Source organism: Exiguobacterium aurantiacum (assembly GCF_024362205.1).
GTDB lineage: Bacteria > Bacillota > Bacilli > Exiguobacteriales > Exiguobacteriaceae > Exiguobacterium > Exiguobacterium aurantiacum_B.
The window spans coordinates 1,193,872-1,207,248 of record NZ_CP101462.1 but is presented as its reverse complement, the minus strand read 5'-3'; the positions used below and the strand labels follow the sequence as shown (position 1 = coordinate 1,207,248).

Annotated in this window: 12 protein-coding genes; all 12 read right to left on the bottom strand. The window is 53.1% G+C overall.

Features of this window, described 5'->3' with window-relative positions; translation table 11 throughout:
• Position 1: 1 nt before the first annotated feature.
• Positions 2-1,096, bottom strand: a complete 1,095-nt coding sequence (gene rpoD, locus NMQ00_RS06225) for an RNA polymerase sigma factor RpoD (protein ID WP_114166127.1) — start codon at positions 1,094-1,096, stop codon at positions 2-4.
• Between the two features lie 35 nt (positions 1,097-1,131).
• Positions 1,132-2,952 carry a DNA primase gene (gene dnaG, locus NMQ00_RS06220; protein WP_255178378.1) on the bottom strand — a complete coding sequence of 607 codons (1,821 nt, stop codon included), beginning with the start codon at positions 2,950-2,952 and terminating at the stop codon, positions 1,132-1,134.
• Positions 2,953-3,059: 107 nt separating this feature from the next.
• Entirely contained in the window at positions 3,060-3,908 is an 849-nt protein-coding gene (locus NMQ00_RS06215; protein ID WP_255178377.1) for a pyruvate, water dikinase regulatory protein, read from the bottom strand.
• Entirely contained in the window at positions 3,895-4,524 is a 630-nt protein-coding gene (locus NMQ00_RS06210; protein ID WP_255178376.1) for a transcriptional regulator CcpN, read from the bottom strand. Before NMQ00_RS06210 ends, NMQ00_RS06215 begins: the two co-directional genes overlap by 14 nt.
• 21 nt (positions 4,525-4,545) lie before the next feature.
• Positions 4,546-6,600 carry a glycine--tRNA ligase subunit beta gene (gene glyS / locus NMQ00_RS06205; protein ID WP_255178375.1) on the bottom strand — a complete coding sequence of 685 codons (2,055 nt, stop codon included), beginning with the start codon at positions 6,598-6,600 and terminating at the stop codon, positions 4,546-4,548.
• Positions 6,593-7,486 carry a glycine--tRNA ligase subunit alpha gene (gene glyQ, locus NMQ00_RS06200; RefSeq protein ID WP_370447070.1) on the bottom strand — a complete coding sequence of 298 codons (894 nt, stop codon included), beginning with the start codon at positions 7,484-7,486 and terminating at the stop codon, positions 6,593-6,595. The genes glyS and glyQ overlap by 8 nt, the downstream gene beginning before the upstream one ends.
• 287 nt (positions 7,487-7,773) lie before the next feature.
• Positions 7,774-8,523 carry a DNA repair protein RecO gene (gene recO / locus NMQ00_RS06195; protein ID WP_255178374.1) on the bottom strand — a complete coding sequence of 250 codons (750 nt, stop codon included), beginning with the start codon at positions 8,521-8,523 and terminating at the stop codon, positions 7,774-7,776.
• A 3-nt stretch (positions 8,524-8,526) separates the two neighbouring features.
• On the bottom strand, positions 8,527-9,435 hold the full coding sequence (gene era, locus NMQ00_RS06190; protein ID WP_214753083.1) for a GTPase Era: 909 nt from the start codon (positions 9,433-9,435) through the stop codon (positions 8,527-8,529).
• 35 nt (positions 9,436-9,470) lie between these two features.
• Positions 9,471-9,821 (bottom strand): diacylglycerol kinase family protein, encoded by a 351-nt coding sequence (locus NMQ00_RS06185; RefSeq protein WP_255178373.1) that lies wholly within the window; start codon positions 9,819-9,821, stop codon positions 9,471-9,473.
• Positions 9,818-10,294, bottom strand: coding sequence for an rRNA maturation RNase YbeY (gene ybeY / locus NMQ00_RS06180; protein ID WP_255178372.1), 477 nt, complete (start codon positions 10,292-10,294; stop codon positions 9,818-9,820). The genes NMQ00_RS06185 and ybeY overlap by 4 nt, the downstream gene beginning before the upstream one ends.
• On the bottom strand, positions 10,272-12,353 hold the full coding sequence (locus tag NMQ00_RS06175; protein ID WP_255178371.1) for an HD family phosphohydrolase: 2,082 nt from the start codon (positions 12,351-12,353) through the stop codon (positions 10,272-10,274). The genes ybeY and NMQ00_RS06175 overlap by 23 nt, the downstream gene beginning before the upstream one ends.
• Before the next feature lie 18 nt (positions 12,354-12,371).
• Entirely contained in the window at positions 12,372-13,328 is a 957-nt protein-coding gene (locus NMQ00_RS06170; RefSeq protein WP_031199860.1) for a PhoH family protein, read from the bottom strand.
• Positions 13,329-13,377: the final 49 nt, after the last annotated feature.

Genomic DNA, 13,377 nt, shown 5'->3' with positions numbered 1-13,377 from the left:
ATCAATCAAGGAAGTCTTTCAAACGCTTCGAACGGCTAGGGTGACGGAGTTTCCGAAGCGCCTTCGCCTCGATTTGACGAATCCGTTCGCGGGTGACGCCGAATACTTTACCGACTTCTTCGAGCGTGCGCGTCCGACCGTCATCGAGACCGAAGCGGAGACGGAGCACGTTCTCTTCACGGTCAGTGAGCGTGTCGAGCACGTCTTCGAGCTGTTCTTTGAGCAGCTCGTAAGCGGCGGCGTCTTGCGGTGCCATCGCATCTTGGTCTTCGATGAAGTCGCCGAGGTGTGAATCATCTTCTTCCCCGATCGGTGTCTCAAGCGAGACCGGCTCTTGGGCGATCTTCAAAATCTCACGTACTTTCTCAGGTGTGAGTTCCATCTCTTTGGCGATTTCTTCAGGCGACGGCTCGCGCCCGAGGTCTTGCAACAACTGACGCTGAACACGAATCAACTTGTTGATCGTCTCGACCATGTGGACCGGGATTCGGATCGTCCGGGCTTGGTCGGCGATGGCGCGGGTGATCGCTTGACGAATCCACCACGTGGCGTACGTCGAGAATTTGAACCCTTTCATGTAGTCGAACTTCTCGACCGCTTTGATGAGGCCCATGTTCCCTTCTTGAATCAAATCAAGGAAGAGCATACCGCGTCCGACGTAACGTTTCGCAATCGAGACGACGAGACGGAGGTTGGCTTCAGCGAGACGTTTTTTCGCCTCTTCGTCCCCTTGCTCAATCCGCTTCGCGAGTTCAGTCTCGTCTTTCGCACTGAGTAGGTCAACACGGCCAATCTCTTTCAAGTACATGCGGACCGGGTCGTTGATTTTAATGCCTGGCGGGACGGACAAGTCGTTCAAATCGACCTCTTCGTCCTCTTTTTTGGTTGGCGTCTCTTCAGCATCGGCCGCATCTTCTGTGACACGGATATCTTTACCTTCTAAATCTTCAATGAAGTTATCAATAAAGTCTGAGTCCACCTCGAAATGGCTGAGGCGGTCTTGAATCGCTTGCATGGATACGACGCCTTTTTTCTTACCTAATTTCTCAAGTTCGTCTATGGCGTTAAATAAATCCTCTTTTTTCTTCTCTGCCATCTAGCAGTTCAACTCCTTCCAAACTTCCTTCACGTTCATCGTTCACGAAGACGACGACTCCGGGTAATCAATTCCTGCAACTTGGATGCCTGGTCTACTATACTTTCGGCATCTTGTCCGATTTCCCTTTTCGCCCGTTCGATTTGACGCTGTTCCTCATAACTGTTTATGACCTTAATGTATTCATCTAAAACCTCTTCGGTCAGTTCGTCCGGTGCGGACATGAGTCGAATCTCGGCATACCGATTCGCATAGTCCGGACGCTGGTCACAATATCGTTCCATGAACGGAGGTGCGACTTGTTCGAACTCCTCATGCGTCATGTCCTCGGAGACGATCTCATAGAGCGCCGTCGCCAACATGCGATGCACTTCGTCCTGATAGGACAGACCGAGCCGATCCCTGACGAAACGGACCCGCTCCGGACCGCTCAGCATGGCCCTTAGCAATAGCTTTTCCGCTTTGACGTAACGCGGTTCATTGGCCTTCGATGAACGTCGGCGAACCGGTTCAGCCTCCGGCACTCGTTGTGGCGCGACTTCTTTCGGTCCTGTCGAGGGCATCCGTGATAACAGTGTCTCGACAGGGATTTCAAATTCGTCGGCCAATTTTTTGACATATAAATCACGGCGAATCGAATTGTCCGTCTTACTGATTTCCACAAGCATAGATTCAATAAATCGAATCCGTTCTCCTTCTCGACTCATGTTTTTCCCGCGCCGAAGCGTCCGGTTCATGAAATCGAGGACAGATAAACGTTCCGATTCGACGAGTCTCTGCCATTGTTCCGCCCCGTTCGTCCGTATATAGTCGTCCGGGTCGGTCTTTTCAGGTAACATCAGCACTTGGACATCGAGCGGGTAACCTTCGAGCAAACGGACGACTTTCATCGTCGCTTCTTGCCCGGCCGTATCGCCGTCATAACAGATGATGACTTCTTCGACCATACGCGCCAACGCACGGGCATGTTGCGTCGAAAACGCCGTCCCTAGCGAGGCGACGACTTCCTTCGTCCCGGCTTGGGCGACTTGCAGGACGTCGACGTTCCCTTCCACAAGCACGACGCGCTTCTGCTTTCGCATCGTGGCCCGTGCCTGTGAAAAGCCGAATAAGAGCTCACTCTTGTTGAACAAGGGTGTATCCGCTGTGTTGACGTACTTTGGCTGTCGCTCGTCGATTGCCCGTCCGCTAAATCCGACGATGGTGCCGTCTCGATCCGCAATCGGAAAGACGACTCGGCCTTCAAACCGGTCAAAATATTCACCGGCCCTCGACTTAGAAATCAATCCCGCCTCCACCATGACTTCGAGGTCGAACCCTCTTCGTTCCAATGACTCCACGGTAAATCGACGATGGTCGGGCGCGTAACCGATCTTATACTGTCCGATCGTCGACTCCTCTAAACCGCGCGCTTGCAAATACGTCAATCCGACTTCGCCTGCTTCGGTCTTCATCAACACTTCATGGTACAAGTCCGCCACGACACGATGGGCGTCACGCATCTGTTTGCGAATGACTTGGTCCCGTGACAACTCCTCGTCGCCAGACATCCCGCCCTCGATGGCGATGTTCGCCCGCGTGGCGAGACGCTCAATCGTCTCAGGGAACGACAGACCTTCCGTCTCCATGACGAACGTAAATACGTTCCCGCCGGCGCCGCATCCAAAACAATGGTACATCCCTTTTTCCGGGGACACGGAGAACGATGGGCTGTTCTCTGAGTGGAACGGACAGAGACCGACGAGGCGATGGCCTTGCTTCTTCAATTCAACGCGTTCACTGATTAAATCAACGATATCTGTGGCTTGTTTCACTTCCGCAATGACTTCATCCGGTATCCGCGGCAACTCGACCACTCCCTATCCAAACTCGCAACGAAACGGAACGCTCACCACGTTCCGTTTCACTGTAATGTCAGTACTCTATTATACCGTTAACGCTAGGCGATTACTAATCCGAGTACTCAGTCGTCTTTTGATTGATCGAGCATGCGTAAAATGATGCCCGCCGTCTCTTCGACGGCCTTGTTTGTCACGTCGATGACCTCACAACCGATTCGTTCGTATATCCCACGGGCATATTCGAGTTCTCGGTTGATGCGTTCGAGTTGGGCATAATCGGCCTCAGGCTTCAATCCGAGCGACTTCAACCGTTCCATCCGAATCGAGATCAACTTATCCGGCGAGATAATCAACCCGACACACTTGTCGGGCGGTAAATCGAACAGTTCTTCCGGCGGCCGCGATTCCGGCACGAGCGGCACGTTGGCGACCTTGTAACGTTTCAGCGCCAAATACTGAGAGAGCGGCGTTTTCGACGTGCGCGATACGCCGACGAGGACGATGTCGGCTTTTTTCAAGCCGCGCGGGTCACGTCCATCATCGTATTTGACCGCGAATTCCATCGCTTCGATTTTACGGAAGTAATCCTCATCCAGACGATAGATGAGTCCCGGCTTCTCGCGCGGGCTCTCGCCGAGTTGACCGGCGAGCACGTCGAGTAAATCTCCGAGCAAGTCGACCGTCTTCACGCCGTGTTCTTGTCCGAGTTGGACGAGCAAAGCCCGATGCTCTTCATTGACCAGTGTGAAGGCGATGACCGCACCTTGGGCCCGGGCTTGCGTCACGACATCGTGAATCGTCTGTTCATCTTCCACGAACGGAATTCGAAGCGTCTCGATCGCATTCTCGTGGAATTGGATGCTCGCGGCCCGGACGACGAGCTCACACGTCTCACCGACCGAATCGCTCACGACAAATACAAGTTGTTTTTGTGTCAATGTCAAACCAAATTCCTCCTCAGAACGACTCATCGTTGGCGAGTGCGATCAATACTTTCGTCATGTTCGTCTTCGTCATGCGACCGAGCACGATCAGCTTGCCGTCTTTCTCTTCGACGACCGGCATCGCGTCAATTTGTTTCTCAATCAACTTCATCCCGGCTCGAATCAACGTCTCACTCTTCTCGCACACCGTGATGTTCGGCATCCGGGTCATGATGACGTTGACCGGCAATTGATCGAGGTCTTGATTCCCGATGGCGGCCCGGAGCAAATCTTTACGAGACAAGACACCGACGAGCTCGTTGTCTTTGCCGACGACGAACAGCGAACCGACATCTTCTAAAAATAAGGTCACGACGGCGTCATACACCGTCATTTCGTCACTGACGACTTTCGCGGACGACATGAAGTCGCCGACCGTCAATAAATCGAGTTTTTCCCGAAGCAGGGATGAGTTTCGTTTGCCAACGAACGTGTAGCCGACACGTGGCCGGGCTTCTAGTATTCCAGTCATCGTCAAGATGGCCAAATCCGGACGGAGCGTGGCACGAGTGAGCGACAGCTCTTGCGCGATTTGCTCACCCGTGATCGGTCCATTGACCCTGACAATCTCAACGATCTTCTGTTGGCGTTCATTCAGCTGCATAGCCAACCCCCTCAAGTTTGGTCAGAGTACGAGCGCGCTAAAGTCGGCGACGCTCTCGATTGTCGTGGCGAGTCGTTTCATCTCGCGCAGACGGTTCTCGCGAATCGCTTCAACGTCGCTCATGACCATTGTATTTTCAAAATAGGCGCTAATCGGTTGTTCAAGTGCACGCAATGACGTGATCGCTTGATGATAATCCCCAACCTCGACTGCCTGCTCCGTCTCCGGCAACGTCGTTTCGATGGCGGCATGGAGCTCGTTCTCTTCTGTGTTTTCGAACAATGTCGGATCGACAGTTCCGGCCTCGCCTTTCTTGGCGATATTGACGACACGCGTCAATTGCTCAATGAGTAGTTTCGCATCGTTCGCGAGCATGGATTGAACCGCGTCCGCCCGGGCATCGAGCCGGTTGATGGCGAGTTCTGTCGTCAACACGGCGTCGATGACGTCATAACGGACTTGTCGCTCTTGAAGACGATACTTCAGGCGAAGCATGAAGAAGTCTTTTAGTTGCGCCTTGACTTGTTCTTTATCGGCATCATAAAGTCCTGCCTGAAGTTGTGAATCGACAACTTGTGAAAGTAATTTGTCGAGTGGTAATGCAATCTTCCAGTCCGCCAAAATTTGGACGACCCCTTGGGCTTGGCGACGAAGCGCGAACGGGTCTTGCGAGCCGCTCGGAATCATACCGATTCCGAAGAATGCAGCGATCGAATCCAATTTATCGGCCAGTGCGAGCACCGCACCCGTCGGCGTCGACGGTGACGCGTCACCGGCAAAACGTGGCATATAGTGCTCACGGATGGCCGCGGCGACTTCTTCATCCTCACCTTGTTGGAGCGCATATTTCTCGCCCATCACTCCTTGGAGTTCTGTGAACTCGTATACCATTTGGCTGACGAGGTCGAACTTATGGATAGCCCCGGCCCGGGCAACTTTCGCCGCATCGGCATCAAACAATGGTGCCAGCGTTCCCGCGAGTTGTTCCACACGACGGACCTTGTCCCCAGTCGTTCCTAATTTCTCGTGGAAGACGATGCGGTCGAGACGGACGAGTTGCTCATCAATCTTCGTCTTTTGGTCTTCCTCATAGAAGAAGACGGCATCTGCCAAGCGGGCTCGAATGACCTTCTCGTTCCCTTTGGCCACGTTTTGAAGATGGTCCGCATTCCCGTTACGTACCGTCACGAAGTAATGTTGGAGCGTCTCTCCGACGTAGACCGGGAAGTAACGTTGGTGCTCTTTCATCGTCGTGATCAATACTTCTTCCGGAAGATCGAGGTAACTCGCATCGAATTCCCCGAATAGTGCTGTCGGCCATTCGACGAGGTTTGTCACTTCTTCAAGCAATGACGCGTCGAGCTGGACCGTCCACCCTTGTTCGGAAGCCAATTCCGCGATCTGACCTTCGATGCGGGCCTTCCGGTCTTCATATGAGGCGACGACGAATTCGCGTTCGAGCGTCTCGGCGTAGAGGGCTGGTTCGGCGATCGTGACGTCCCCCTTGCTCAAGAAACGGTGACCACGTGTCACGTTCCCCGTCTTCACGCCTTCAATCTCGAAGTCGATTTGTTCGGCACCGAACAAGGCAACGAGCCAGCGAATCGGACGCATATAGCGCAGACTGCTCGTGCCCCACTTCATGTTTTTCGGGAACGTCATCCCACGGACGACGTCTTCGAGTGCCGGCAGCAACGTGCTCGTCGCTTGTCCCGTCTCATGACGGTCGGCGAACACGTACTCAACACCTTTCTCTTCCGCGAAGTACAAGTCGTCGACCGAGAGGCCGCGACCACGGGCAAAGCCAGCGGCCGCTTTCGACCAGTTTCCTTCAGCGTCTTGGGCGATTTTTTTCGCTGGTCCGCGAAGCGTCTCCGTCAAGTCTTGTTGCTTCTCTTCGACATCTTTGACAAGGACGGCGAGACGACGCGGTGTCGAGTAGACAGTGATCGCACCGAACTGGATACGGGCGTCCGTCAAGAACGTAGTTACGCGTTCCGCCAATTGTTTCTCCGAACGGAGGACGTACTGCGCTGGTAATTCTTCAAGTCCGATTTCTAATAAAAGGTCACGCATCAAGGGCACCTGCTTTCTGTTGGTTCAAAAGTGGGAAACCGAGGCGTTCCCGCTCTTCGATAAATTTGGCAGCACATGCACGAGACATGTTGCGGACGCGTTGAATGAAACCGGTCCGTTCTGTCACCGATATGGCGCCTTTCGCATCGAGAAGGTTGAACGTATGCGAACATTTAAGGATATAGTCGTAAGCTGGGAAGACGAGGTTCTCATCAAGGGCACGCTTCGCTTCTTTTTCATACGTATCAAACAACGTGAACAGCATATCGACGTCCGAGAGCTCGAACGTATATTTTGAATGTTCAAATTCTGGTTGATAGAAGATATCGCCATACTTGAATCCGTCTGTCCAAACGAGGTCAAATACGCTCTCGACTTCTTGGATGTATGACGCGAGACGTTCGAGACCGTACGTGATCTCGACCGCGATCGGGTCGCACTCGATGCCACCGACTTGTTGGAAATACGTGAACTGGGTAATCTCCATCCCGTTCAACCATACTTCCCAGCCGAGACCGGCCGCGCCGAACGTCGGGTTTTCCCAGTTATCTTCGACGAAACGGATGTCATGTTCGAGCGGGTTGATCCCGATCAATTCTAAACTTTCTAAGTAAAGCTCTTGGATATTGCTCGGTGACGGCTTCATGATGACTTGGAACTGGTGATGCTGGTACAAACGGTTCGGGTTTTCTCCGTACCGTCCATCCGCCGGACGACGTGATGGCTCCGTGTAGCAAACGTTCCACGGCTCAGGTCCGAGACTCCGTAAGAACGTCATCGGGTTCATCGTGCCGGCCCCTTTCTCAACGTCATACGCTTGCATCGTCAAACAGCCTTTCGACGCCCAGAAGTTTTGCAACGTCAAAATAATTTCTTGCACGGTCATGTGCTTCATATGTGACACCTCCAAAAGTATTGAAACGACAAAAAACGCCCCTATGTGCCATGCACATAGGGACGGGATTACCCGCGGTTCCACCCTACTTGCCTCGAGATGAGGCCACTCTTTGGATTGTGGGCGCTCTGGAATTGCCATTCACTTTCCCTTGGTGTTCGGCTCCCACCTTCCCGAACTCGCTGTACCCACGGCATAAAAGCTACTCGTTTCCTTCATTGCGCACGCTATTTCATTTGTCTAATCGTAGATTATGGTATCGAATCTTGTCGAAAAAGTCAATCATCGTTCAAGTAAAGTCGCTGCATTTGGTCGAGGACACGTTTTGTCTTCAGTCGCAAGCCACTGTACGATTCCATATAGGCATCGAATACCTGTCTGAGCAGTATGCGAGTCTCTTTCGTGAGCGGGACGTTACTGAATTCGGACAGCTCGTGCCGGCTCATCAAATAGAGAAGTTTCGCCAGACGTTCGCTCATGCGGGCCGACCCTTCTTCTTGATGCCGGGCGCAAAGGAAACCGCCGGCCGCCACCGAAAAGTACATCGGGTCGGTCACGTCGTTGCAACGGATGCATCCGGTCAAGACCGGTGCGACCCCGAGCAGGTGTAAAATCCGCAGTTCAAAGTGGTGCGTGATCACATCCGGGTCCATTCCCGCGTTGAGCGCCTGCAGGGCATCATTTAAAATCCGGTAGAGCGGCCGGTTCGGGACGCGGTCCTCGACGGTGCGGTCAACGAGCTCGAGCCAATACATGGCGTACGCCATGCGCTCGACGTCTTTCCGAATTTCCGGGTAGGACGTGATCACATCGGACGATTTCAGTTGACCGAGACCACGGCTCGCCGGAAAAATATATACCGCCTCGACGAACGGCTGACTCGACGAATGCAGACGGCTGCCTGGCTTTTTCGCCCCTCGTGCCATGACGGCGACTTTTCCGAGCTCTTCGGTGAACAGCGTGACGACCTTGTTCGACTCCCCGTAATTGACCGTCCGAATGACGATTCCCGTGACCTTCTGCAACATGGCTTAATACTCGTCGTCGCGGAAACCGAGGTCGCGGAGTTGACCCATCTTGTTACGCCAATCTTTTTGCACTTTCACCCATAGGTTCAAATATACTTTCGTTCCGAGGAGCGCTTCGATGTCGTGACGTGCCTCTGTTCCGATTTCGCGGAGCATTGCACCTTTTTTGCCGATGACGATTCCTTTTTGTGAATCACGTTCGACCATGATCACGGCCTCGACATCGATCATTTCCGAGTTTTCTCGTTTCTTGATCGACTCGATGGCGACGGCGATCGAGTGCGGGACTTCGTCGCGCGTCTTATGGAGCACTTTTTCTCGAATCAATTCAGAGATGATGAATCGTTCCGGGTGGTCGGTCACTTGGTCGGCCGGATAATACATCGGACCTTCCGGGAGCAACTTTTTGATTTCTTTAAGGAGCGGCTCGACGTTATTGCCTTGGAGCGCCGAAATCGGGACGTACGCCGCGAAATCAAGCTGGTTCGTATACTGCTCGATCACGGCCGGAATCTCGTCCGGATGGATCAAATCGATTTTATTCATAACGAGAATGATTGGCGTATCGAGGCCTTTCAACTTCTCGATGATAAACTCGTCCCCCGCTCCGCGCGGTTCTGTGACGTTGACCATGAAGAGGATCGCGTCGACTTCACGGAGTGCGTTCGTCGCAACTTTCATCATGAAATCGCCGAGACGGTGTTTCGGTTTATGGATCCCCGGCGTGTCGATGAAGATGATTTGTGAATCATCCGCCGTATAGACACCTTGGACCTTGTTGCGTGTCGTCTGTGGCTTATCTGACATGATAGCGATTTTTTGACCGATGACCCGGTTCAAGAACGTCGATTTCCCAACGTTCGGACGACCGATAATAGATACAAACCCTGACTTAAAATCTTCTTGATACATTGTGCACCTGCTTTCTCAATTTCCAATCCGTTCAATCATATGAATAATTTGTCGATTATATAAGGCCCAAAGATGAAGAGCGCCGTGATTGCGGCCCCGATGGCCGCAACGAGAACCGACCCGGCAGCGACGTCTTTTGCTTGTTTCGCTAACGGTTTGATGTCTTTCGTGACGAGGTCGACCGTGCGCTCGATCGCTGTGTTCATCAGTTCGAGCGCGATGACGAGGACCACCCAACCGAACAATATCAAATTCTCAAGCTTTGTCGTCGGCAACCACCAGGCGAACACGCCAACGAGTAGCGTCGACAAGAGATGAATCAGCATGTTGCGCTCGGTCCGCACCGCGTGCACGATTCCGTGTACGGCGAACCAAAACGGTTTCACACTTCGCCTCGTTTCAGCTCAAAATGAGCCAGCACTTGTTCTTGACGCGCCGTCATCTCCGCCTCTTCCTCAAGCGTCATATGGTCGTAGCCGAGGAGGTGTAAAAAGCCATGAATGGCCAAAAAACCGAGTTCCCGTTCGAACGAGTGGCCATAGTCGGCCGCCTGCTCGCGGCAACGTTCGACCGAGATGAGCAAATCGCCGAGGAGACGTGGTTCTTCTTCATCAAGCATGAAGTCCATCTCCTCCTCACCCATCTCGTCAAAGGCAAAGCTGATCACGTCGGTCGGCACGTCTTTCCCACGCCATTCCCGGTTGATGGCTTGAATCTCGTCGTTCGTCAAAAAAGTGACCGATAGCTCGCTCGGTTCTTCGACATCTTCTTCGAGTGCCGCGTGCACCAAGATGGATTCGACGAGTTCTACTTGAGCATCCGTCAACAATCCGTGCTCATCGTTCGAAATGATTTGCATGTAATTCGCCTTCTTTCTTCAGTTCTGGGTACTCGATCCGTTCATGGAACAGGCCGGTCAACGTCTCACACGCACTCTCACCGACGCGCCATACTTCTTTCGTCGTCAATTCGCAGTCTTCGAATTGCCCGTCTTGTAGCTTATCACGAATGATCGCGTTGACGAGCTGGCGAATCCGTTCTGGTGTCGGTTGCTTCTGTGACCGGACCGCCGCCTCAATCGAATCGACGATCATGACGACTGCCGCCTCGCGCGTCTGCGGTTTCGGTCCTGGGTAACGGAAACGCGACTCGTTTACGTCTCGTGTCTCTTTCGCTTTCACGTAAAAGAACTTCAACAGCGACGTCCCGTGATGTTGCTCGGCAATGTCGATAATCTCTTTCGGTAATTTATAGCGGCGCAATAGATCGGCACCGTCATACGGATGGGCCATGATGATATCGGCCGATTCTTCCGGCGTGAGCCGGTCGTGCGGGTTGATGCCGTTCTGTTGGTTCTCGATGAAGTGGAGCGGGCGCTCGGTCTTGCCAAGGTCGTGATAATAACTTGCGACCCGGGCGAGCAGTCCGTCGGCCCCAATCGCCTCACACGCCGATTCGGCCAAGTTGGCGACCATCATGCTGTGATGATACGTTCCCGGTGCCTCCATCAATAACTTGCGTAACAGCGGATGTGTCGGGCTCATCAGTTCAATCAAGCGACTTGAAGACAAGACGCCAAACCAAGGTTCGAGGAACGGCAAGAAACCGAACGTCAGCACGATTGACAGCAAGGCACTCGTAATCGCGAAGCCTGACAAGTATGCGACCATCTCCCACGTCACTAGCGTGTTACGCAAGAACAAGAGCGCGAGCACCATGATGATATTAATGATGCCGAGCAAGACGCCGGACAAGAACAGCCGTTTCCGCTGAATCTTCGGTTCGACGAGGAAGACGGCCAAGAAACTGCCGGTCGCGAAATAGACGACGGTCATGAAACTCGTATTTTGACCAAAGCTTGCCACGATCGACCCGGCAACCATCGTAATGAGGGCTGAAGCGAGCGCGACCCGTTCATCGACGAGGATGCGAAGCAAGAGCACGACGAACGCTGTCGGCGCGAGCACGTAGGCGTACGTCGTAAACTCGATGCCGATATAGCCGACACCGAAGAAGATACCGAGCTGAAGCAGTAACAACCCGTACACGGTAATCAAGATTTTGGGACGGAGCAACAACTGTTGAATTTTTGAACGAATCAGCATGAACAGAAATCCGACCGTCAACAGTCCGCTCAGTAAGTAGGCTCCGAACAATGGGGCGAACGAACGGTTCGGGTCAATCGCACCGGTCAATTCGAGCTTGCGATAAATCTCGCGCGTCACGACTTCCCCTTGATTGACGAGCAATTGTCCTTCTTGGATAATGACCGGTTCGACCGCGTCGAGCGCTTGCTGTTCTTTCTCGCGCGTCGCCTCGGAGTCGAACACGTAGTTCGGTACGATCAATTGATCGCTTAAACTGTTGGCGATAGCTTTGAACTCAAGCGAGAGCGGTGATTGGTCGACGAGTGTCTCGGCCCGGTCTCTCGCTTCAGCAATCGACTCCGAGCTCGTCTCAATCCGATTGGCCATCACTTCTTGGAGCGCCGTCACGGTGACGTCTTCGACCGTCCTACGCGTGTTCTCAGATGCCTCGAGGAGCAAGTTTAGTTCATCATCGCCAAGAAAGCCGTTCACTTCGGTCGAGTTCAATCGGTTCTTGATATCAGAGAGTTCGGTCTCATCTTCAGTCTCCTCGAACGCGGCGAACAGTTGCTCAACTTTGGCGATTTGTTGATCGGCGAACTCGCGCCGAAGTGAAAATTGACTTCCGACGCCATTGACGGCGTCTTGTTGCAACCGTTCCGTCGCCATCCGATCCTCAATCGTGATGGGCGAGCGGATATCCTGTTCGGCTATCCCGAGCGGTTCAACGCTAATAATGGATGGGCGCACTGTAAAATAGAGAATCGCGCCTAAAATGAGAAAAAAGAGGACGGAGATCGTCGCGACCGTCCAATGACGTGCTTGCTGCATCAGTGCCCCCCCTTTTTGTTATGTGAGTTCGGTACTATAGGCGTTGATGATTTTCTTGACGAGCGGATGGCGAACGACGTCCGACGACGTGAAGTGTTCGAAATGGATTCCATCTACTCCTTCGAGCAGATGCAACGCCTCTTGAAGCCCTGACGCCTTTCCTTTCGGTAAATCGACTTGCGTCAGGTCGCCGGTAACGACCATTTTCGAGCCGAAACCGAGTCGCGTTAAGAACATCTTCATCTGCTCTTTCGTCGTGTTCTGCGCCTCGTCTAAAATGACGAACGCATCTTCGAGCGTGCGCCCCCGCATATAAGCGAGCGGGGCGACTTCGATCGTGCCTCGTTCAAGCAAACGATTCGTCTGTTCGACGCCATAGACGTCAAACAAGGCATCGTATAACGGGCGTAAGTACGGGTCGACCTTCTCTTTCAAGTCCCCTGGCAAGAAGCCTAAATTCTCACCCGCCTCGACTGCCGGACGTGTCAGGATGATGCGTTTGACTTGCCCTTCTTTCAGCGCACGCGCTGCCAAGACGACGGCCAAATACGTCTTCCCGGTCCCCGCCGGTCCGATTCCGAACACGAGGTCACGTTTTTCGATGGCCCGGACGTATCGGCTCTGCCCGACCGTCTTCGCCCGAATCGGCTTCCCTTTGTTCGTCGTGAAAACGACCCGTTCATAATGTTCGAGCAATTCGTCACCTTTGCCGACTTTGATGTGTTGAATCACACTGATGGCATCGCTCTCATTTAAGCGAGCCCCTTTTTTAACGAGTTGTTGCAACGTCTTGATGACGGCCTTCGTCAATTCGAGCGTATCGGCCGTATCGGCCTGAATGATCAATTCTTCTCCACGAGGAGTGAGTGCGACCGCGAGTTCTGCTTCGATGGCTTGAAATACCTCGTCCTTCGGTCCGAGGAGCGCCTGCGCTTCGTTCGCATGTTCCATGACGAACGGAATTTTATCAGTCATAATCAATGGTTGTTTCTCCTCCCCATCAGTAGATTGTTCCTTCTTTACT